Below are 21040 nucleotides of genomic sequence, written 5' to 3' on the forward strand. Positions count from 1 at the left end.
TAGTCCGACGGGGACAGCTTGTAGTCATGACTTCTGGGCTACGACATTTTGTCTTGCCAGCGGCGTGCGCCTGATCGCGCGACCCGCGGTTCGTGCCATGCCGCGTAACAACAAGTTATCAACCCGGTCGCACAGCGAGCCTGTCGCAAGCCTTGCGATCGGCATGACGTCCGCCCTCCCGGCGGCGCATCATGAACATCCCCGCCGGGCGCAGTCATCCCGGCTACCACGGCAGACCGTTGAGGAGAAATCCCATGCTGGATTGGCTGGAGTATCGCAAGGAGTTAATGGGTCGCATTGGCGACCTCGGCAAGCTGAGTCCGGATACGCTCGCCGGCTATCAAACGCTGTCCAAGGCCGGTCAGAAAACCGGGCACCTGGACGCCAAGACGCGCGAACTGATCGCACTGGCGGTGGCAGTGACCACGCGCTGCGACGGCTGCATCACCGTGCATACCGGCGAAGCGGTGAAGCATGGTGCAAGTCACGGGGAAATTGCCGAGGCGCTGGGTGTGGCGATAGCGCTCAACGCAGGTGCCGCACTGGTTTATTCCGCGCGCGTGATGGACGCGGTGAGCGCGCACGAAGCGGGAAAATCGGGTTAAGCGGCTTGCTCCCTGGTTCCCGGCGCGCTGGCGGCGATGAGCGGGACTTTGTGGCGGCGACTTCATCCCATTGCAGCCCTCCCCTGCTCGCAGGGGAGGAAGCGGCCCTTCGCATGCGCTAGAACTGCTTGCGCCGTGCGGCCACATCGTCCGGCGTGACGGTGCCTTGCTTGTTGCCGAAGTGGGCAATGACGTAGTTGGCGAGCGCGGCGATTTCGGTATTGGAATACGCATCGCCGAATTCCGGCATGAAAATGCTCGGCCCTTCGGCGTGAAGATTCGATCCATGCAAGAGAATTTGCGTGACATTGGTACCGCGCACATCGTTGACGCCACGCGTGCCGAGCAATGAGGCATACGGCGTCTGCTGGCCTTTGCCGTTCCATTGATGACAGCTTGCGCAAGCGCCTTCGAAAAGCTTCAAACCGGCATGATTGGTGTCGACGCTGTCGCCGCCCGGGGCGGCGTTGTTGGAAGCCAGCGCCGGCGCGGCCTGCGCATCGATGGTGATGGGATCTTTGCCTGCGCGCGCGGGCACGCTGCGTAAATACGTCACCAGCGCCGCCGTGTCGGAAGGATTGAGAAAACGCAGACTGTTTTCGACGGCCTCCGCCATCGGGCCGGCAGCCGTGCCACGCCCATCGGCATGACCGGTGGCCAGGTAACTGATGAGGTCGCTATCGCTCCACGCGCCGATGCCGTGCACCTTGTCCGAGGTGATGTTGTAGGCGCGCCAGCCCTGCAGCTCCTCGCCGGCAAGCGCATTGCCGTGTTCAAGTCCAAAACCGAGGTTGCGCGGCGTGTGGCACTCGCCGCAGTGCTCCAGTGCAATGGCCACGTATTTGCCGCTGTTCCATTGCGGCGATTGCGCCGGATCGGGCTGGAAGCGCTCGCTCTTGAAGAAGGCCGCGTTCCAGAAACCCATCGCCCAACGCTGGTTGTAGGGAAAGCTCAGATCATTTGTTTTATTTGGCTGCGAAATCTTTGGCAGGCTGAAAAGATACGCCTTGATCGCCAGCGCATCGCTGCGGCTCAGCTGCGTGTACGAGGTATAGGGAAAGGCCGGATAAAGATGCTGGCCATCCTTGCGTACGCCCTGGCGCAGCGCGCGGACAAAATCATCATCGCTCCAGCTGCCGATGCCGTTGGCCTCGTCTGCCGTGATATTGGACGAATAGATCGTGCCGAACGGCAGCTTGAACGCGACGCCGCCGGCAAAAGGTTTATGGGAACCGGGCACGGTGTGGCAAGCCGTGCAGTCGGCCGCCTTGGTGAGGTATTCACCACGAGCCAGCACTTCGGCCGAAGCAGGCGCGCCAGCAAGGGCAGGAGCGGTGCCGTCGGACGTGTCGGCGCGGTTCAAATAGACATACGCACCGACGCCGAGCAGCACTACGATGATCACGATGACAAGCAAGCGTTTCATGCCATCGCCCTCCCCTCGTTCGCCCTCTCCACGGTGACCGACTTGAGCGCATCCGGGCTCTGCACCAGCAGGCCGCGATCCACCGGCAGCTTGTACAGGCGCACGCCGGTTGCGGCGAAGATGGCGTTGGCCAGCGCGGGCGCGGCGATCGCCGTGCCGACTTCACCCAGGCCACCCGGTGGCTCGGCGTTGATCACGCGGTGCACTTCGACCATCGGCGCTTCGTTGATGCGCAGATTGCGATAGTCGTTGAAGTTGCCCTGCTCGATAGCGCCCTCCTTGACGGTAAGGCCGCTGTACATCGCCGCGCTGAGTCCGAAGATGATGCCGCCCTGGATTTGCGCTTCGATGGAACTGGTGTTGACCGCCACGCCGCAATCGATCGCCACGACGGCACGGCGCAGGCGCACTTCACCTTGTGGCGTGACCTCAGCTTCCACGATGGCGCAGACGTGGCTGCCAAACGGTTCGCCCAGCGCAATGCCGCGCCCGACCCGCGCCGGCAACGGCTGTCCGCCCCAGCCGATCTTTTCCGCAGCCAGATTCAGCACGCCCAGGGCGCGCGGGCTCTTTTGCAGCAAGGCGCGACGATAGTCGAGCGGATCCTTGCCGGCATGATGGGCCAGTTCGTCCATGAAGCTTTCGAACACGAACAAGTTGTGCGTGGGTCCGACGCCACGCCACCAGCCAGTCACCAGGCCGGTAGGCATGTCATGACGAATCCACTCCACTTTGCCTTTGGGAATGTCGTACGGAATCTCGGCGACGCATTCGACGGCATCGCTATCCATGCCGTCCTTGCCCATCGCACCGGGTGCGAAGCGCGCCAGCACGGAACTGCCGCTGGTGCGATAGCCGTACCAGATGGGCTTGCCATCCGCATCGAGCACCGCGGAAACCAGGTCGTGGTACATCGGCCGCATGCGGTCGTGACGAATATCTTCTTCGCGGGTCCACACCACTTTCAGCGGATAAGGCACCTGCTTGGCGAAGGCTACGGCCTGCTCCACCCAGTCCGTTTCCAGGCGCCGTCCAAAGCCGCCGCCCAGGTATTGGTTGTGCACCACGACTTTGTCGACGGGCAGGCCGGTGATCCGGGCCGCTTCATTCGCCGCGCGCGCGGGCACCTGCGTGCCGGTCCAGACATCGCACTGATCGGCCGTGACATGGACGGTGGCGTTAAGCGGCTCCATCGTCGCGTGCGCCAGCATCGGCGATTGGTATTCCGATTGGACGAGCGTGCCTTGCGGTTGGTCGCCGTCATCGCGCGCCGCGATGCCTTTGCCATGGCGTGCGCTCTCGGCCAGCCCTGCACGTAGCTGTGGCGTGGTGAGAGTGGCGTTTTCGCCCCGGTCCCAGCTGATGTTCAGCGCCTGCAAGCCTTGCTTCGCGGCCCAGAAATGTTCGCCGACGACCGCTACCGCGTTATCCAGGCGCAACACGTCGACCACACCAGGCAAGGCGCGCGCGGCCTTGTCGTCCACTGCAGCAAGCTTGCCGCCGAAGGTGGGACACGCCATCACGGTAGCGATTTTCATGCCGGGCATGCGCACGTCGATGCCGAACTGGGTTGTGCCGTTGATCTTGTCGGGCGCGTCGACCCGGCGCATGGGTTTGCCGATCAGCTTGAAGTCCTTGGGATCGGTCAGCTGCACCTTGTCCGGCATCGGCAGCTTGCCCGCCGCCACCGCCAGTTCGCCAAAACCGAGGCTGCGTCCCGACGCTGCGTGATGCACGACACCCCGCTCCACCGTGCAGCTGGCCGGATCCACCTGCCATCGCGTCGCTGCCGCACTCACCAGCATCGTGCGCGCTACCGCGCCGGCTTCGCGCAACACCTGCCAGGTGCCGCGGGTGCTGGTGGAGCCGCCGGTGATCTGTCCGCCCAGCAAGGGAATGCCGTACAGCTCGTCGCTGGCCGGGGAGTGCTCGACGGTGATCTGATCCAGTCCCACGCCCAGCTCTTCGGAAAGCAGCATGCTGCAACCGGTGTAGATGGACTGCCCCATTTCCGCGCTCGGCATGACCAGGCGCACCTTGCCGGTGGTATCGATGCGGATAAACGCATTGGGTGCAAACGGCGGATTGCCGTCCGCCAGCGCCGCGGCCGCATCGCCCGGCTGCCGGCGCGCATTGATCATCGCCGAGACCGGGCCCACGCCGCCCAGCCATAGAAAGGCGATCGCCAGGCCACCGGCTTGCAAGGCATGCCGCCGACCGAGATCAACACCCTCTTGCGTGTTCTGCGGGCCTTCGGTAACCGGTTTCATGGCGCGGTTCCCTCCGGCGCGCTGACCAGGGTCTGCAGGATCTCCTGCTTGCCGGTGGCGGCCTGCTTGATGGCAGCGCGGATACGCACATACGTACCGCAACGGCAGATATTGCCGGACATGGCCGCATCGATATCCGCATCGCTGGGATTGGGCGTGCGCTGCAACAAGGCCGCCGCCGACATGATCTGGCCGGATTGGCAGTAACCGCACTGCACCACGTCGACATCAAGCCAGGCTTGTTGGATCTTCTGGCCACTGGGCGTATTGCCGATGGCCTCGATGGTGGTGACCGCGCGATTGCCGATGGCCCCGACCGGGAGCACGCACGAGCGTACCGGCTGGCCATCCAGATGGACGGTGCACGCGCCGCATTGGGCAATGCCGCAACCGAACTTGGTGCCGGTAAGGCCGATGACATCGCGCAGCACCCACAGCAGCGGCATGTCGTCCGGGACATCAACCGAATGCGACTGACCGTTGACGGACAAGGACAGCATGGCTATCTCCGCACCGTGCCAAGATGGCTATCTCAGCAGAACATCCGTTAAAAAATGTGTACGTCGGCCCCAACTGCAAGCGCCTGTTGCCGGTGTTTGCGCTGCAATGGATCATTCTGGCATTCAGCGATATATAGCCAACACCATGGCGATACGTGCAGGCCGGTCAGGTTTTGATATTTTCCCGTCATGCCGGCGCGAACCGGGCGAAGACTGGAAGGAGCGCGACAGCCGTACATGAATTCGGCCCACGAGCTAAATACCCTGATCGCCGCTTTGCGCAACTTGCATCGCGATGGATCGCCCAAGGCGGCCCTGGCCACCCTGACGCGCACGCGCGGCTCGACGTTTCGCCGTCCCGGCACGCGCATGCTGGTACTCGGTGATGGGCAGGTCGTATGCGAGCTGTCCGGTGGCTGCCCGCAGCGCGATATCGTGGCCCGTGCGCTGGAAGTCATCGCCAGCGGGAGCCCAAAGCTGGCTCGCTATAACGCGGAATCCGCACTGGACGTGCTGATCGAGATGGGCTGCGGCGGCGAACTGGAAGTATTGATTGAGCCTTTGCTCACCACGCACGACACCGACTTCATCGATACTCTGTCACGCTGCCTCGACGACCGGCGGAGCATTCGACTGGCCACCTTGTTCGCCATCGATGACACGGCCGTCATGCCTGGCAGGCTGTTATGGGATGAGCATGACATCCTGCATGACTCCATCCATGACAACGCCCTCAGCCAGACCATCGCCGCGCAGGCGCCTTCCGCCAATGCACGGCACGCCACGACGCTAAGCCTGCCTTCCGTGCGCGGCAACGCCGACGTACTGATCGAAGCCATCTCACCGCCGCATGCACTGTTCGTGATCGGCAGTAGCGCCGCTGCGCGTGCGCTACTGCCGTTAGCCAACGCCCTGGGCTGGCAGACGACGCTGGTCGACAGCGACCCTGCCCGCTTGCGCGCCACCGACCTGCCCGCGGGACTGCATACGGTGTGCGCGGAACCTGCGAATCTGCCGGCAGCCTTGTCATTGGATATGCATAGTTCCGTGGTGGTGATGACGCACAACCTGGAACAGGACGTGGCTTATCTGCAGGCGCTGAAAGATATCCCGATGGCCTATATCGGCGCCTTGGGCTCACGCGATCGGGTCGCGCGCATGCGTGACACGCCTTCGCTGGCCGGCTTGCATCTGCACGCGCCGGCGGGACTGGACATCGGTTCTGAAACACCGGAGGAAATTGCCCTGGCCATTGCCGCGGAAATCATGGCGGTGATCAACCATCGCAATGGCGGCTCTCTGCGCAATAACGGTGGCGCGATCCACTGATGATGACGCCGCGCCCCCCATCATTGCCCGTGATCCTGCTGCTGGCCGCTGGCGAAGGCAGCCGTTTTGGTGGTGCGAAACAATTGGCCGATATCGCCGGCGAGCCGATGGTGCGGCGTGTCGCCCGCAACCTGTTGGAAACGGAGCTGCCCGTTATCGTCGTGACCGGCGCTTACGCCGAGCAGGTGGAAGCGGTACTGCACGATCTGCCGTTGCGCATGGTCCGCTGCGACGATTGGGCATCGGGCATGGGAAGCTCGCTCGCCGCCGGCACACGCGAAGTGGTTCGTTCCTTTCCACAGGCTTCATCGATGCTGATCTGCCTGGCCGATCAGCCCATGCTAGGCAACGCGTCCATCGCACGCATGCTCCAGCGGCACCGGGCTGCTCCCGATCGCATTCTTGTTACGCAACACGGTGACATCCAGGGACCGCCTACCCTGTTTCCGCGTGACTGCCTCGACGCGTTGAGCGCACTGTCCGGGGCACGCGGCGCGCGTTCGGTGCTTGAGCGGGAATCCTCGCGCATCGACACGCTCGCCATGGACGACGGCATGGACGTCGACACCCCGCGAGACCTTCAACGATTACAGGCACTGCTCGCCAAACGATCAACATAAAGTACGGCCGTCGTGAGCTACCGTTTCCCGACAGATCGTCTCATCGTGCCGAAATGTCCTGTGCCTTTCGAGGGGTTCTTTTGACGCCCTTCGGCGAGTATAAGTGCGAGGTCTTTCCGCAACCGGCAAGAGATCCGCATGAAAGTATTCCGCAGCATCTTGCTGTTCGCGCTCGTCGGATTCGTTTCGGCCCCACTTGCCTCGTATGCACAAACGCAGAGCACCAGCATCGTCATCGCCGGCGATGCGCGCTTCGAGTTTCTGACGCCATCGCTGGTGCGAATGGAATATGCGTCAAGCGGGCGTTTCGCCGACGTACCCTCGGCTGTGGTGCTGAAGCGCGACTGGCCGGCGGTGAATGCCCCATCCTCCAGGGCAAACGGCTGGCTGGTGGTGCACACCGCCGACATGACCTTGCGCTACCGATTGAATTCCGGCCCCTTCACCGCGGATAACCTGCAGGTGACGTGGACTCGCCAAGGCAACGCGCCACATACCTGGCATCCGGGTCAGGTCGACACGCAGAACCTGGGCGGACTCACCTACTCGCTCGATCACGTCAGCGGGACGAATCTGCCCAAGGGCAAGCAGGATCTGGAAAGCCCGGTGAACGACATCATTCCCGGCATCGAGATTCCCTTGCAGCCGGCCCAGCCCGGACTGCTCAGCCGCAGCGGCTACGCCTTCATCGACGACAGCCAGACGCCGCTGTGGGACGCGAAGATGCAATGGATCACGCCGCGCGACAAACCTTATGGGCAGGACTGGTATCTGTTCACTTACGATCACGATTACCAGCACGTGTTGCAGGAATACGCGCAACTGTGCGGTGGCATCCCGATGATTCCGCGCTACGTGCTCGGCAACTGGGTCACCGATTTCAACTTCGAATACTTCCCGAACACCGCCGATGCGCACGATCCGCAATTCGAGCACTACAACCAGCAATACCTCGAAGACGAACTGTCGCGTCTGCGCGAGAACCATATTCCCTTCGACACGCTGGTGCTGGACTTCGCCTGGCATAACTATGGCTGGCAAGGCGGCTATGACTGGAGCCCGTTGATTCCGCAGCCCACGCAGTTCCTGGCGTGGTTGCACGAACGTGGCATCAAGCTCAGCCTCAATGATCACCCTGGTTATGCCGGCACGCAGGAGGAAATCCTTTCCTACGACGACAGCCATGCACCGGAGGTGTTGAAAGCGCTCGGCCGGCCACTGCCGCCGAAGCCGTCGTTCGATCTGGATCTTTCGGCGCAGTGGAGATTTGCCACCGATCCACGGGACCAGGGTGTGCGTGAGCAATGGTTCGCTGCCGGCTATGACGACCATGCCTGGAAGCCGATCCATACCGATCAGTCGTGGCAGAAGCAGGGTTACCCGGATTATTCGGGTGTAGGCTGGTATCGCACTGCGGTGTCCTTGCCGGCAACGCTGCCCGATACGCTGTATCTGTACTTCGGTGAGGTCGGTCAGACGTATCGGCTGTTCGTCAATGGCAAGGAGGTTGACCACACCCATGTGCCGTGGCCGCAACGCCTCACCTATGCCGACATCAAGCCCTATGTGCACGCCGGTCAGCGCAACGAGATTGCCCTGCGCGTGGTGCCTGGCGAACAAGGCGGCGGCATCTTGCGCGGGCCGGTGGCAATCCGCAACGTGAAGCCGCCGGAACGGATCTATTTCGACCTGGCCGACAAGCAGCAGGCCGACATCTTTATGCATGACCTGCACGGTCCGCTGATGCAGGCCGGTGTGAGTACCTGGTGGGTGGATGGCGGTGGCGGCGCGACGAACATGCCGGGGCTCAATCCGCAGTTCTGGACCAACAAGGTCTTCTACGATTTCAGCCAGCAGCTCACCGGCCAGCGCGCCTTTATCCTTGGCCGCTACGGCGATTGGGGCAGCGAACGCTATCCGGGTTTCTTTACCGGCGATACGTATTCGGAATGGCCGGTGCTCGCCTACGAAGTGGCATTCACCGCGCGCGGTGGCAATGTGCTGGTGCCGTACATCAGCCACGACATCGCAGGCTTCCATGGCGCAAAGATCGATTTCGATCTGTACGCGCGCTGGATCGAGTTCGGCGCGTTCAGTCCGATCCTGCGCATGCATAGCGCGCACGCCAATCCGCGCGAAGGCAACGTGCGCATGCCATGGGTTTACGGCAACCAGGGCATCGCCCTGATGCGCAAGTACTTCATCTTGCGCACGCAGCTGATTCCCTACATCTACACCTACACCTGGCTGGCGCACACGCAGTCAGTGCCGCTGCTGCAGCCGCTATACCTGCAATATCCTGAGCTGGCAGAGGCCTACCAGCATTCCCACGAATATTTCTTTGGCGATGAGATGCTGGTTGCGCCGGTGCTCGAGGCCAGCGGCAATCGCATGGTGTACCTGCCACCCGGAGCGTGGGTGGATTTCTTCAGCGGCAAGCACTACGACGGCGGGCGTTCCTTTACCGCGCACTACGACGTCGACCAGACTCCGGTATTCGTACGGGAAGGCTCGATCATCCCCGAGCAGGAGCCGAGCGATTACTCCGACGCGAAACCGCTCGATACGCTGATCCTCAATGTCTACGGCGGCGGCAAGGGACATTTCGACCTGTACGAGGACGACGGCCTTTCGCTCGACTATGAAAAAGGCAGCTATGCGGTGACGCCGATGAACTACGAAACCAGGCCGGATGGCTCGCATGTGCTGACGGTCGCGGCCACCAAGGGCACGTACAAGCATCAGCCGGCTGCGCGCAGCTACGTGATTGAGATCCACGCACTCGGCAAGCCGCAATCGGTCAGCGCGAACGGCCAGCCGGTGACGCAATGGAGCTGGGACGACAAGGATGCCGTGGCCACGGTGACGCTGCCGAAGCAAAGCATTCGTGATGGTGTAAGCGTGACCTGGCGATAACCTGGTCAGAGCATGCTATTGGCATTGCGCAGCAGCTCGAAGAAAGCGCGAGGAGCATGATCCACCGGCTTCGGCTCCTCGCCATGATCACCCACATAAGCCACGACCAGTTCCCAGCACAGCTCCGGCCCCGCCAGTTCCGCGATGCCGATCGCCGGCAGCCGTGTCCGCGCTCCCGCTTCCGGCAGCAATGCGACGCCCAATCCGCGGCGCACGAGTTCGAGCAACGTGTCCATGTCACTGACTTCGAATGCGATGTGCCGGTCAATGCCGGCCTCCAGAAAGCCGCGGTCGATGAGTTTGCGCGTGCCCCAATCCTGTTCGTAATCGACAAAAGGCTGATCGCGCAGTGCGCTCAATGGCACATCGGTACGGCCTGCCAGGGGATGATCCGGCGCACAAACCAGGACCAGCGCTTCGCACGCAATCATGGTGGTCTGTACGTCCGCAGGGGGTTCGGAGGTCAAGGGAAGAAATGCCAGATCCAGCTTTCCGCTGCGCACTTTCTCCAGCAAGGGCGAGGCACTGCCCTGGCATAAGCGCACTTCGATATCCGGATGCTGCGCATGAAACTGCTCGATCAGTGACGGCAGATCGAGGAACGCAGGAAGGCTTTGCACCGTGCCGATGCTCAGCGTGCCGCGCTTCAAGCCCTGGATGGCCGCCACCGCTTCGCGCGCATCGTTGACCGCCTCCAGCGCCGCCCTGGCTTTGTGGAGAAAAATTTTGCCGACCGTGGTCAGGCGCACCTGGCGTGTGTTGCGCACGACCAGTTGCGCATCCAGCTCGGTTTCGAGCTGGCGGATCGAGGTGGACAGCGCCGATTGCACGATGTTGACCCGGCGCGCTGCGCGCGTGAAATGCTGCTCTTCAGCGAGCGCGACAAAATGTTGCAGCTGTCGAAGCTCCATGGTGCACTCTCACATTTCATTCATTTAATAGATTAATTGTATCAAAATATTCCATTTGAACGATCAGCTGGTGGGGACTACCTTCGCCGTACCCCTCCCCCCGAGACAAATGCCATGGCTGCTCATCCCTCCACCATTACTGCGCCAAGCACCCCGCTCCCCACGCGCCGGTTTGGCCTCACTGACATGCACATCACCCGCGTCGGCTTCGGCGCCTGGGCCATCGGCGGTGGGGACTGGGCCGTCGGCTGGGGCGCGCAGGACGACAACGAATCCATCGCCGCGATTCGCCACGCGATCGCGCGCGGCATCAACTGGGTCGATACGGCCGCGATCTACGGCCTTGGTCATTCCGAGGAAATCGTGCGCCGCGCCTTGGCCGGCATTCCGCACAGCCAACGACCCTACGTGTTCACCAAATGCGGCCTGGTGTGGGATGAAACCGATCGCCACGCCGCACCGCGCCAGGTTGGCGCCCCCGCGAGTATCCGGCACGAAGTGGAAGCATCGCTTCGGCGGTTGAATGTGGAGCGCATCGATCTGTATCAAATGCACTGGCCGGCCGAGGATGGCACGCTGCTGGAAGCCTATTGGCAGACGCTGCTGGATCTGAAGCAAGAAGGCAAAGTGCGCGCGGTCGGCCTTTCCAACCACGACGCCGCCCAGCTCGAGCTCGCCGAAAGCCTGGGCCATGTCGATACCTTGCAACCGCCGTTCTCGCTGATCCGTCGCGGCGTGGGCGCGGCAGAACTGCCGTGGTGCCACCAGCATCAGACTGGCGTGATCGTCTATAGCCCGATGCAGGCGGGTTTGTTGAGCGGCCGCTTCAACGTCGAGCGCGCCCAGGCACTGCCCAAGGATGACTGGCGTTCGCGCAATGCAGAATTCACCGGCAACAAGCTGGTTGCCAATCTCAAGCTGGCGGATGCGCTGCGGCCCGTTGCCGAACGCCATGACGTATCCGTCGCCGCGGTGGCAGTGGCCTGGACGCTGGCGTGGCCAGGTATCACCGGCGCGATTGTCGGCGCACGCAGCCCCGAACAAGTCGATGGTTGGTTGGCGGCGGCAGATCTCGAACTGTCGCAAGACGATATGCACGAGATTGCCGAAGCCATCACCGCCACGCGCGCGGGCAGCGGCCCCGCTTTGCCGCAAGCCTGATGCGCATGCTCCCTGCCCCACTCCGCGTGGGGCAGGAGCCATCGTCTACTTGGTCTTGCTTCAAGGAGTCACGCTTATGCCCACGGCACGCAAACGCAGCTTTTCTGCACTGCTCGTTCTTCTCGTTCCGCTTGCGATGCCGGTGCATGCGCAAACGGTTTCCTCCGCCCACGCCGACATACTGGTCAAAAGCGATAGTTCCTGGAATGGCAAGGCCTACACCGCGTATCCCAACGGCAGGCCGCAGCTGACGGTGCTGAAAATGACCCTTCCCGCGCGCACCGCCTTGCCGTGGCACATCCATCCCATGCCCAACGCAGGGTACGTGTTGTCCGGCCAGCTGACGATCGAAGACCGGGCCACCGGCAAGAAGCAAACCTTCCACACCGGCCAGGCGTTTACCGAATCGGTGAACGATGTGCATCGCGGCATCAGCGGCGATCAGCCGACGGTATTGATCATTACCTATGCGGGAACACCGGGTGAGCCAACATCCGTGCCGGTGAAGGGCGAAAAGCCGGAGTACTAGGGATGCTCTGATCGGCCCCCAATACCTCCGGTTTTTTACATAAAAGGCACGCAACGCACAATTCTGTCGCGATAAGACCTATATTTTCTGCCGCAATTCGGTAAAGTCAGCGCATCGCCGGGCAATATGCTTGCTGCTTTGCAACAGGATTGCCCGCGCACACGGATCAAAAAAGCTTTGCTTTTTTTGGACATCCGAAGGGAGGAGCCCATGTTGAGATTGGTGCGAGCCCTTATGACGACAGCACAACTGCCGGCGCGTTGCGTCGGCCTTTGTTTGTGCGCGCTCATCCTATCTCCACCAACCTGACACCCGCTCATCAGAGGTGTCCATGCGATTGAACACCTCACTTGACTGACGGCCTGACGAGTCAGGTCGGCTTTTGTTGTTGGCATAGACAACGTTCCGGCACGCGCGTGGGGAGAGAACGGCGTACCGGCATTTGAAAAACAGGGAGCCATAGCTGCAGACCACGCGGAGCAAGCATTTCATCTATCTCTGGGGAGGTTCCTGCAATGAGCAACGAACAATCATCCACGCGCTTCTCGAATCCGGCGCCGCTCGGCCTGGCTGGCTTCGCGTTGACGACGTGGCTGTTGAGCATGATCAACGCCGGCTGGTTTACCGCTGACAGCATGAACCTCGTGCTCGCCGTCGCCCTCGCTTATGGCGGCACGGCGCAGATGATCGCCGGCATCATGGAGTTACCGCGCAACAATACTTTCGGAGCGACCGCCTTTTTGAGTTATGGCGCGTTCTGGTGGTCGTTCGCGCTATTCGTGTTGTTTTTGCACGACAAGGTGCCAGGCGCCTTCGTGGGCTGGTACCTGTTTATGTGGGGTGTCTTCACGTTCTACATGTGGATCGGCAGCCTCGCCGCCGCGCGCGTGTTGCAAATGGTTTTTCTCGCCTTGTCGATCACTTTCTTCCTGCTTGCCGCCGGTGAGTGGACCGGCATGAGCGTACTGCACGTGGCAGGCGGCTACGTGGGCCTGCTCACCGCCGCCTTCGCGTTCTATCTGTCCGCGGCCGAGATCATCAATGAAGCGCACCAACGGGTGGTTCTACCGATTGGTGCGCCAACTGCTGCCCGTTAATGCATAACAAGGGAGAACATCATGAAGCGACATGCCTTGTTTATGGCCCTGATGGCCTTGGGCCTGACCGTATCCGCACCGACGTTTGCACAAACCGATAGCCGGGATGCCCAAATCCAGGCACTGAAAGCGCTGGTCGAAAAGCAACAGGCTCAACTCAACCAGCAACAGCAGGATTTGCAACAGCTGCACACTGCGCTGAACCAGCTGCAAAGTCAGCAGACGCAACAGCAGACGCAGATTCAGCAGACGCAACAGGCCCAGGCGCATATCGCTGCCGCGGCTCCCGCCGCCACCACGCCGACCTTTACGACGGCACCGGGCCTGCAGGTAGCCTTCCACGGCTTTATCGATGCCACCGCGTTCAGCCAGACCAGGAGCTTTACGTATGGCAACGGCCAGAACGCCGAATTTCCGATACCAGGAACGCCCGGCGACCTCAGCGGCGTCGATGTCCGCAACACACGTTTCATGTTCGATCTGACCGGCGCGAAGATCGCCGGTAACTGGACCGGTGGCGCCCATCTGGAAATGGACTTCTTCGGCGGCAACAACGGCACCGGCGGTTATTCGGTGGAGCAGCCGCTGCCGCGGCTGCGCCAAGCCTATATGGTGATGGAGAACCCGGTAACGGGCAGCACGATCAAGATCGGCCAGATGTGGGATCTGATCTTCCCGCTGGACAACCTGCCCGATTCGATTAGCCATCTAGCCTTCCCGCTCGGCTACGGCACCGGCATTATCGGCTGGCGCTTCCCGGGCATCATCTACTCGCAACTGCTCAACAAGCCCACGGGCGGTCCGCAATGGGAATTTGATCTTGGCGCGTTCGAAGGAACATGGGACGGGCCTGGCAGTCCGATCAACTACGTGAGCGCGGGTAACGCCGGTTTCCGTCCGCAGATCGAAGCCAAACTGCATGTGCTACAGGAAAATGAATGGATGGCGTTCCTCGCCGGGCATTGGAGCCAGATCAATCTGGCCGGTGTAGGCGATACCGAACCGACGCCGATCAGGCGTCAGTTCTCCAGCACGGCCATCGAGCTTGGCGGTCGCTGGACGCCGGGCCCATGGGTGTTCAAGAGCGCGATCTACGACGGCCAGGGTATTGGCCAGATCTTTGGCGACTTGTCGCAATTCGGCGATATCAGGGACAAGGGTGGTTACCTGGAAGGCGGATACAAGTTCACGCCGCATTGGAGCGCATACACGACCTATACCGTGGCCGAGCCCGATAGCCACCAAGTGATCGAATGGCTGAACAACGGCTCTACCGGCTTGTTGAAGGACCGTCAGGTATCCGCCAGCGTGCGGTATACGGTCGGTAGCTATGCCTTTGCGCTGGAAGCCATCCACGCCCTGCTCGATACCACGACCAATGGCCACACGCGCCTGTCGACCAGCGGCAACCAGGTGAACCTGAGCGCGATGTACACCTTCTGAGCGTGAGCTCCAACTTCACTGACACCGGTTTCCTCTCCTCACTGGGGAGAGGAAACCTGGGGCCTGTTTACCCAGGCGCACCGTGAATCAGCGTTTGGCCACGTCCTGAGTATCGTAGCCACCACCTAGCGCGTCGATCAAACGTACGGACAGATCCGCCTGCTGGCTTTCCAGTGCGGCCAGCCGTTGCTCGGTCAGCAGCAGTTGCTGACGTGTGACCACCGGCGTGAGTTGTCCGCTGATACCGCCCTTGTACTCGGACAGAGCATCGTCGTAGCTCTTGGCGGCGTCTTGCTGGGCACGTTTCTCCAGCGCGATCTGTGCACGTACCGAATTGAGCGCGGACACGATATCGGATACTTCATTCACGGCGTGGATCAGCAAGCCGTTGTAGCGGGCGACGGCTTCGTCATAGGTGGCATTGGCGCCGGCCAGGTTGGCGCGCAAACGGCCGCCATCGAAAATCGGCAGGCTCAACGCGGGTTCGATGGCATACGTGCGCGCCGGCAGCTGCAGTACGTTGACGCTGCCGCCCACGGCTACAAAACCGGCCATCGCCGACAGGTTGACGTCGGGCAGAAACTCGGTCCGCGCTGCCTTGATGTCTTTGGACGCCGCCTCGACCAGCCAACGCGCAGCCACCAGATCGGTGCGGCGTCCGATCAGGTCGACCTGCATGTTCTCGGGCAACGCAAGCCGGTCGGCGTTCAACAAATGCGGGCGGGTGATGCTCAAGCCGCGATCGGGGCCTTCGCCCAGTAACACGGACAAGGCACTGCGTGCGGCATCGATGGCGCGATCCGCCTGCACTTTCTGCTGCTCGGCGCTCGCTGCCTGCGAATCGGCCAGAAACTCCTGCTGCGGCGTGCCGAGGCCGCCTTCCAACAGGCGGCGCGTCAATTCCAGAGCCTTGTTGGCGCGTTGCAGTTCGCGCTCGGCCACCTCTTGCTCGGCAAAGGCGTAGCCGAGGCTCACATAGGCACGCGCCACGTTCACCGATAACTGGATACGTGCGGCACGGGCTTCAATCTCCACGGCGCGGCTGCGGCCCAGCGCGGCTTCCCAGGCGTCACGCTTGCCGCCCCATATATCCAGATCCCAGGAGAAACCGGCCGTTACCGACTTGGCCCAGGCAAAGAAGCCCAGGTCATAAGCGGGATACAGCGGATCCTTTTCGGATATGCGTGAACCGAGGGCGTTTGCGTTCAGTTCGCCCTGCGGCATGCGGGCCGCATCGATACCGGCTGCCACTGCCTGCGCCTGACGCGCGCGCGCTTCGGCCTCGTCCAGCGTGGGGTTGTTCTTGAGCGCTTCGTCGATCAGCGTAGTGAGCTGTGGATCGCCAAAGCCGACCCACCAATCCTGCGCCGGCCAGGCCGTCGGGCTGAGCGTCACGCCAGCAAGGCTTTGCCTGCTCGTGAGGCTGTTCACATCGATCGTCTTGCCGGTCGTGTGCAAGCCGCGCGACGTGACGCAACCAGCCAGCGCCAGGCTCAGCGCCAGCACGGTCGCCGCGATCGGAAAACGTTTGGAGTTGATCAGCTGAGAACGCATGGCAGGCTCACTGTGCCGTCCCGCCGTTATCGGCGTGGTCGTCCGGATGCAGGATCAAGGTTGCGGTCTGTCCTGCGACCAGCACGGTGCCTTTCGGCAGGTGATCTGCATCGATGCGCACACGTACCGGCACGCGCTGGGCAAGCCGCACCCAGTTGAAGGTGGGATTGATGTTGGCAAGCAGATCGGAGGTGGAGGGATCCACCGCATCAGCGATGCCACGCGCAATGCCTTCCACCGTGCCGTGCAGGACGACACCGCCGGCCATCAGGCGGATGTCCGCCTTATCGCCGATGTGGACATGCGGCAGCTTGGTTTCCTCGAAATAGCCGTCTACCCAGAACGAATGACGGTCGATCAGCGCCAGCCGCGTCGAGCCCGCGGTGGCGTAATCGCCCACGCGCACCAGCAGGTTGGTGACATAGCCGTCGACTGTTGCGCGCACTTCGGTGCGTTGCAGATTGAGTGTGGCCGTGGACAGCGCCGCTTGCGCCTGCTTCACGGCTGCCAAGGCCTGCTCTTTGGCAGCGGTGGCCTGTTCCAGGCTGGCCTGCGCCTTGCTCACTGCGGCGCGTGCCGCATCAGCCGTCGCGACGGCGTTGGTGCGGTCTTCGCTGGATACCACGTCCTTGAGATCCTGGCGGCGTTTGGCCTGTGCGGCGTACATGTCAAAGTTCGCCTTGCTCTGCGCCAGGCTGGCCTTGGCGGCATCGATATTGGCGGTGGCCGCCTGCACGGCGGCCTGCGCGGCGGCAAAATTGGCTTTCGCCTGCTCCTCCGCATCCGTGTAGCGCTCGCGGTCGATCACAAACAGGACATCGCCTTTCTTGACGGTCTGGTTGTCGAGCACGTTGACCGCAGTGACCAGGCCGGACACGTCCGGCGCGATGCGCACGACATTGGCGCGCACGTGGCCGTCGCGGGTCCATGGCGAATACATGTAGTGCCGCCAGAGTGCCGCACCGATCAGCACAGCAAGCAACACGACGAAGGCGGTGATGGCGAAACGGATGTATTGGGCAATTTTCATAAGGGTCTAAGTCGAAATAGCCGTCGCCGGATCAATAAAGCAGCAGCGCAAGGCTGCCGAAGATGCAGACGAAGAACGCAAGCCGGAACAGTGCCGGATGCCAGACAAAGCGGTACAGCCCGAAGCGCCCGACCAGCCAGTCGAACACCAGCAGCAGTGCCAGCGAAAGCACGAACCACACCAGCAGTCCCGGAAACAGAATGCCCCCGACGGCTATTTCACGCGGCATGGTTCTCTCCTTGGCTGAGTTGCTTGGATCGCATGAATTCTGCAAGCACGGATTGGTCGTCCACCAGCGCCAGGCGCAGCAGGTGCAGGTCATCCAGCAACGTGCGCAAGGATTCATCCCGGCTGGTCAAGACGGTTGCCGCAGCCAGTGCATGCACGGCATGTTCGTAGGTGATCGTGCCCGGCTGCTCATATAGCCGGGCCACCGCATCGATCGCGCGGTTGATGGCGCCATGCACGTCGCCGGGCGGTGGACGGCTTGCCATGTCATTGCGCAGTTCGATCAGCGTGCGCCCCATTTCGTGCACCGACAGCGTCCACGCCACCAGCGTACGTGAAGCCTGGCTGCCACGTTGGGTCTGCGCCACGATCTGCCCGAACAGATCGTGATTCACGCTCTCGAAGCGACTGCGCAAGCCGGCCAACGGTGCGGTAGCCGCAAAACTTACCTGCCGGCGCAGCCGATCGAGCTGACGCCGAATGAACCAGATCGTACCGAAGCCGGTGGGAACGAAGACAAAGGCAACACCTGCGGCAGCCACGCCGACCAGTTGGGCAACCGTGTCATTGGCGAAACTCAGGATATTGAAGTCGGTCTGATTCTTGATCGCCTGGAGGAAGATAAAGGCTATGCAATAACCGACACCGACTTGGGTATGCGTCGGACTTGCCATGATCACCAAGCCGACAATCAAGAACGGCGCGGTACCGGCTATAAATAACAGAAAGCCATCCATCTGGTTGAGCACGAAGAACAGGCTGACAAAAGCCGCCACGGTGCCTATCAGAAAACCGACAAAGACCTGGCTCACCGCCCGGGATGGATTGGGTGCCGAAGCCAACAGGCCCGCGAAGACGGTCGCAAGGATCAGGGCCAATGGCCCGTCAGGCCACGCCGATCCGATCCAGAACAAGCTCAGTGCGCCGATCGCCAGCGTGGTGCGCACCAGCGCGAGGCCTGCGCCGGCAAAATCGTTACTTCGTTCGAAATGCACCCGCTCGGCAGGACCGGCAAGCCTGGGCGCCTGCAACGCGGACGCCGTGTCGACATAGTCGTACAACTCGCCGACGAATTGCTCCGCCAGGGTAACGCCGGTATCGAAATCGAGCTGATCGTCATCCGAGCGCAGAACAGCGCGCAGCGCGGGCCTATGCAGATCCATCGCTTTGCGCGCATTTTGCAACCTCGGCAACAGCACGCGCGCCGCGGCGCCGGCTTCGATCGGCGCATCCAACGCCTTGCTGATCGGCGCGTAAAGCTCGATCAGGGCATCGGCCGGCTCATGGTGGGCTCTGCGCTTCAAGCGATTGATCAAGTGGTGCAGCGATTGCAGGGTGGTTGAGGCCGCCATGAACTGCTGATTGAGCAGCATCAGGTGGCCGCTGCGCGCCCGCGCTTCAGGATCTTCGAAAATCACCGAACTGCGCAGGTCTTCCAGGGTCACCGCATCGCGTACGAAACGCAGGTGCGCGTTTTCCATGTCCGCGCGAGCCACCTTGCCGGACATGGCCCGTTGCACGAATTCGATAAAATTGGCGAACTGCGCCCGGGACAACTGGCGCATGCTGTCGCGGATGCGGCTGGGGAAAACCAGATCGTGCACCGCACCGGAGACGCCCACCCCAAGCAACACCTCGCTCATGCGCGCCACCGCCGAATCAAATGCGCCCAGCGGATGATCAACCACCGGAATGGCCACGAGCGCCGCCGTATAGCCGGCCAGCACGAACGCGTACGCCTTGAAGTTGCGATACAGCGTAGCGCCGCCGGCGCACAGACCGATCCACACCGACAACGCCGCCAGAAACAGCACGCGCTCCAGCGGGAACAGCGCGACAATCAGCAACGCGCCAAGCGCTCCGACCACGGTGCCGATGGCGCGATAGAAGCTCTTGGCCAGCACCAGGCCGGTCTGCCGGTTGGCGACGATGACCGTGGTCAGCATGGCGGTGGACGGTTGCGACAAGGCCAGGCGCATTGCCAGCCAGCAAGTGATGTAAAGGGCTAGCAGCGTCTTCAGCACGAACAGCAAGGTCGCGCTTTCCTGGCGCAAGGCCGTCTTGAAGACCTCGCGCAGGCTGGGTGTGGCGGCATTGGCCTCGGTTACGGACATGACGCTGCGTTCCTCAATCAGCCAATCCGCTCAGGAGCTTCTTCAACAACTTTTCGAACTGAGCTTGCTCGGAAACCGTCAGGTGACGCGTCTGCCTTAACAGCATGACGCAAATGTCCGGAAGAAAGCTATCGATCAAGGCCAGTCCCTGCGCCGTCAGACTAAGTTCGACTTTGCGTCGGTCGTCAGCGCTGGCCGAACGGGCGATCAACCCTTTGTCACACAACTCATTGGTCAACCGGGTGATGTTGGCTGACTTTTCGCCCGCTGCATCCGCCAATTCCGACGGCGACATCGTACCGCTGGCCGTACCGTACAACATCATCATCAAGTTGTACTCCGGATGATTGATGCCATACGGCTTGAGCATGGTGTTGGCCTCGTCGTGCACCAACTTATGGATATGTTTCACCAGTCTTACCAGCGTAGCCGGGCGCCGCGGGAAATCCGGATAACGGCGGCAGGTCACTGCCAGGCGCTGCTCAGTGGATGCAAAATCGCGCATGGAACGCCCCTGCGGAACCAAGATATTACAGTTATAGATAATATATAAGTGTAATATTTATTTGTAAATATGTTGCATTACGAATTCTGGCTGTAGCATCAGACAGCAGCGGGAGAGCCAGCCTCGAGGTTGCCTCGACCGGCGCTTGTTTACGGTGTAACGCGATGGTGCGTGGTACGCCCCAGGCGAAGCATGTCCCCGGGCGACCGAAATACCTGACCGGGATTCATCTTCAGCAGTGCGTCCAGATGGGTATATCCCCACGCCACGGCGCCAAACGTGACGCCCGCCTTGGCGGCCGCTTCGGCGTCCCTGATCTCGTCGCCGATATAGATCGCTTCGGCTTCGTCAGTCCGCGTCACCTTCAAGATCCGGCGCAGGCGATGCGCCTTGCCGAACACGGTCGAATCGCATTCCAGCGCCACGAAACGGCTGACCAGCGCTTCGCCCAGTACCGCCTTGACGTTTGCAGTGGAGTTTGAGGTGGCGAGAGCTAGCCGGATGCCGGCCTGCAGCATCTGGCCCAAGACGTCGATCATGTCCGAAAACGGCCGTATTTCATCGATCCGCTGATGCATTACCTTTCGAAAATCGGCAAGTACCGCAGGTACTTTCCATAACGGCAGCTCAAGCTCACGCATGATCTCGGCAACACTCATGCCGCGCAGCCTGCCCTGCTGCTCCTGCGTCACGCATCGAAAGCCATGCCTGACCGCCAGCACGTTGACCGAATCAGCAAAGACCGGATACGTGTCGGCCAACGTCCCATCGAAATCGAAAATGGCAAGTTTCATCTTGCCGT

Annotated in this window: 18 protein-coding genes; 8 read left to right on the plus strand and 10 right to left on the minus strand. The window is 61.7% G+C overall.

The features are described from left to right. Window positions 1-254: 254 nt before the first annotated feature. Window positions 255-605 (plus strand): carboxymuconolactone decarboxylase family protein, encoded by a 351-nt coding sequence (locus tag ISP19_RS07010; RefSeq protein ID WP_204680648.1) that lies wholly within the window; start codon window positions 255-257, stop codon window positions 603-605. Window positions 606-723: 118 nt separating this feature from the next. Here ISP19_RS07010 and ISP19_RS07015 read toward each other — a convergent pair whose 3' ends face one another. From ISP19_RS07015 to ISP19_RS07025, 3 genes are read right to left on the minus strand one after another with little or no spacing between them, the layout of a single operon-like run. Then, window positions 724-2031, minus strand: a complete 1308-nt coding sequence (locus tag ISP19_RS07015) for a c-type cytochrome (protein ID WP_204680649.1) — start codon at window positions 2029-2031, stop codon at window positions 724-726. Then, the gene (locus tag ISP19_RS07020) at window positions 2028-4301 is read right to left on the minus strand and encodes a xanthine dehydrogenase family protein molybdopterin-binding subunit (protein ID WP_204680650.1); all 2274 of its coding nucleotides are present in this window, start codon (window positions 4299-4301) and stop codon (window positions 2028-2030) included. The genes ISP19_RS07015 and ISP19_RS07020 overlap by 4 nt, the downstream gene beginning before the upstream one ends. Further along, the gene (locus ISP19_RS07025) at window positions 4298-4801 is read right to left on the minus strand and encodes a (2Fe-2S)-binding protein (RefSeq protein WP_204680651.1); all 504 of its coding nucleotides are present in this window, start codon (window positions 4799-4801) and stop codon (window positions 4298-4300) included. Before ISP19_RS07025 ends, ISP19_RS07020 begins: the two co-directional genes overlap by 4 nt. Window positions 4802-5038: 237 nt before the next feature. Here ISP19_RS07025 and ISP19_RS07030 point away from each other — a divergent pair, with 237 nt between their 5' ends. The 3 genes from ISP19_RS07030 to ISP19_RS07040 all read left to right on the plus strand — a co-directional run bounded on the left by ISP19_RS07030 (window position 5039) and on the right by ISP19_RS07040 (window position 9666). Next, on the plus strand, window positions 5039-6130 hold the full coding sequence (locus ISP19_RS07030; protein WP_204680652.1) for an XdhC family protein: 1092 nt from the start codon (window positions 5039-5041) through the stop codon (window positions 6128-6130). Beyond that, window positions 6130-6750: a nucleotidyltransferase family protein gene (locus ISP19_RS07035; RefSeq protein WP_204680653.1), complete on the plus strand. Its 621-nt coding sequence runs from the start codon at window positions 6130-6132 to the stop codon at window positions 6748-6750. Before ISP19_RS07030 ends, ISP19_RS07035 begins: the two co-directional genes overlap by 1 nt. Window positions 6751-6888: 138 nt before the next feature. Further along, entirely contained in the window at window positions 6889-9666 is a 2778-nt protein-coding gene (locus ISP19_RS07040) for a glycoside hydrolase family 31 protein (protein WP_204680654.1), read from the plus strand. Window positions 9667-9671: 5 nt separating this feature from the next. On the opposite strand, the gene ISP19_RS07045 is transcribed toward ISP19_RS07040, so the two are convergent. Beyond that, window positions 9672-10577 (minus strand): LysR substrate-binding domain-containing protein, encoded by a 906-nt coding sequence (locus ISP19_RS07045; RefSeq protein WP_204680655.1) that lies wholly within the window; start codon window positions 10575-10577, stop codon window positions 9672-9674. Window positions 10578-10691: 114 nt separating this feature from the next. Here ISP19_RS07045 and ISP19_RS07050 point away from each other — a divergent pair, with 114 nt between their 5' ends. From ISP19_RS07050 to ISP19_RS07065, 4 genes are all read left to right on the plus strand, one after another. Continuing rightward, complete coding sequence (locus tag ISP19_RS07050; RefSeq protein ID WP_204680656.1) at window positions 10692-11738, plus strand: aldo/keto reductase; 1047 nt, start codon at window positions 10692-10694, stop codon at window positions 11736-11738. Window positions 11739-11814: 76 nt separating this feature from the next. Continuing rightward, window positions 11815-12267 carry a cupin domain-containing protein gene (locus ISP19_RS07055; protein WP_204680657.1) on the plus strand — a complete coding sequence of 151 codons (453 nt, stop codon included), beginning with the start codon at window positions 11815-11817 and terminating at the stop codon, window positions 12265-12267. 515 nt (window positions 12268-12782) lie between these two features. Further along, complete coding sequence (locus ISP19_RS07060) at window positions 12783-13364, plus strand: acetate uptake transporter (protein ID WP_204680658.1); 582 nt, start codon at window positions 12783-12785, stop codon at window positions 13362-13364. A gap of 21 nt (window positions 13365-13385) precedes the next feature. Beyond that, window positions 13386-14807 (plus strand): hypothetical protein, encoded by a 1422-nt coding sequence (locus ISP19_RS07065; protein ID WP_239556614.1) that lies wholly within the window; start codon window positions 13386-13388, stop codon window positions 14805-14807. 87 nt (window positions 14808-14894) lie between these two features. On the opposite strand, the gene ISP19_RS07070 is transcribed toward ISP19_RS07065, so the two are convergent. The 6 genes from ISP19_RS07070 to ISP19_RS07095 all read right to left on the minus strand — a co-directional run bounded on the left by ISP19_RS07070 (window position 14895) and on the right by ISP19_RS07095 (window position 21032). Next, on the minus strand, window positions 14895-16361 hold the full coding sequence (locus ISP19_RS07070; RefSeq protein ID WP_204680659.1) for an efflux transporter outer membrane subunit: 1467 nt from the start codon (window positions 16359-16361) through the stop codon (window positions 14895-14897). Between the two features lie 7 nt (window positions 16362-16368). Further along, window positions 16369-17391, minus strand: coding sequence for an HlyD family secretion protein (locus ISP19_RS07075; protein WP_204680660.1), 1023 nt, complete (start codon window positions 17389-17391; stop codon window positions 16369-16371). Window positions 17392-17422: 31 nt separating this feature from the next. Next, on the minus strand, window positions 17423-17620 hold the full coding sequence (locus ISP19_RS07080) for a DUF1656 domain-containing protein (protein WP_204680661.1): 198 nt from the start codon (window positions 17618-17620) through the stop codon (window positions 17423-17425). Then, a complete protein-coding gene (locus ISP19_RS07085; RefSeq protein ID WP_204680662.1) occupies window positions 17610-19733 on the minus strand; it encodes an FUSC family protein in 2124 nt (707 codons plus the stop codon). The genes ISP19_RS07080 and ISP19_RS07085 overlap by 11 nt, the downstream gene beginning before the upstream one ends. A gap of 13 nt (window positions 19734-19746) precedes the next feature. Further along, window positions 19747-20238 carry a MarR family winged helix-turn-helix transcriptional regulator gene (locus ISP19_RS07090; RefSeq protein ID WP_204680663.1) on the minus strand — a complete coding sequence of 164 codons (492 nt, stop codon included), beginning with the start codon at window positions 20236-20238 and terminating at the stop codon, window positions 19747-19749. 149 nt (window positions 20239-20387) lie between these two features. Further along, window positions 20388-21032, minus strand: coding sequence for an HAD-IA family hydrolase (locus ISP19_RS07095; protein ID WP_204680664.1), 645 nt, complete (start codon window positions 21030-21032; stop codon window positions 20388-20390). Window positions 21033-21040: the final 8 nt, after the last annotated feature.

The sequence above is a fragment of the Dyella flava genome, assembly GCF_016904955.1.
Classification (GTDB): domain Bacteria; phylum Pseudomonadota; class Gammaproteobacteria; order Xanthomonadales; family Rhodanobacteraceae; genus Dyella_B; species Dyella_B flava.

Bases quoted from the DNA above. Each gene is read 5' to 3' on its own strand.
- ISP19_RS07065 (WP_239556614.1), top strand. From the start codon at position 13,386: ATGAAGCGACATGCCTTGTTTATGGCCCTGATGGCCTTGGGCCTGACC.
- ISP19_RS07090 (WP_204680663.1), bottom strand. From the start codon at position 20,238: ATGCGCGATTTTGCATCCACTGAGCAGCGCCTGGCAGTGACCTGCCGC.
- ISP19_RS07040 (WP_204680654.1), top strand. From the start codon at position 6,889: ATGAAAGTATTCCGCAGCATCTTGCTGTTCGCGCTCGTCGGATTCGTT.
- ISP19_RS07060 (WP_204680658.1), top strand. From the start codon at position 12,783: ATGAGCAACGAACAATCATCCACGCGCTTCTCGAATCCGGCGCCGCTC.
- ISP19_RS07055 (WP_204680657.1), top strand. From the start codon at position 11,815: ATGCCCACGGCACGCAAACGCAGCTTTTCTGCACTGCTCGTTCTTCTC.
- ISP19_RS07050 (WP_204680656.1), top strand. From the start codon at position 10,692: ATGGCTGCTCATCCCTCCACCATTACTGCGCCAAGCACCCCGCTCCCC.
- ISP19_RS07045 (WP_204680655.1), bottom strand. From the start codon at position 10,577: ATGGAGCTTCGACAGCTGCAACATTTTGTCGCGCTCGCTGAAGAGCAG.
- ISP19_RS07085 (WP_204680662.1), bottom strand. From the start codon at position 19,733: ATGTCCGTAACCGAGGCCAATGCCGCCACACCCAGCCTGCGCGAGGTC.
- ISP19_RS07095 (WP_204680664.1), bottom strand. From the start codon at position 21,032: ATGAAACTTGCCATTTTCGATTTCGATGGGACGTTGGCCGACACGTAT.
- ISP19_RS07075 (WP_204680660.1), bottom strand. From the start codon at position 17,391: ATGAAAATTGCCCAATACATCCGTTTCGCCATCACCGCCTTCGTCGTG.
- ISP19_RS07025 (WP_204680651.1), bottom strand. From the start codon at position 4,801: ATGCTGTCCTTGTCCGTCAACGGTCAGTCGCATTCGGTTGATGTCCCG.
- ISP19_RS07010 (WP_204680648.1), top strand. From the start codon at position 255: ATGCTGGATTGGCTGGAGTATCGCAAGGAGTTAATGGGTCGCATTGGC.
- ISP19_RS07015 (WP_204680649.1), bottom strand. From the start codon at position 2,031: ATGAAACGCTTGCTTGTCATCGTGATCATCGTAGTGCTGCTCGGCGTC.
- ISP19_RS07080 (WP_204680661.1), bottom strand. From the start codon at position 17,620: ATGCCGCGTGAAATAGCCGTCGGGGGCATTCTGTTTCCGGGACTGCTG.
- ISP19_RS07070 (WP_204680659.1), bottom strand. From the start codon at position 16,361: ATGCGTTCTCAGCTGATCAACTCCAAACGTTTTCCGATCGCGGCGACC.
- ISP19_RS07020 (WP_204680650.1), bottom strand. From the start codon at position 4,301: ATGAAACCGGTTACCGAAGGCCCGCAGAACACGCAAGAGGGTGTTGAT.
- ISP19_RS07035 (WP_204680653.1), top strand. From the start codon at position 6,130: ATGATGACGCCGCGCCCCCCATCATTGCCCGTGATCCTGCTGCTGGCC.
- ISP19_RS07030 (WP_204680652.1), top strand. From the start codon at position 5,039: ATGAATTCGGCCCACGAGCTAAATACCCTGATCGCCGCTTTGCGCAAC.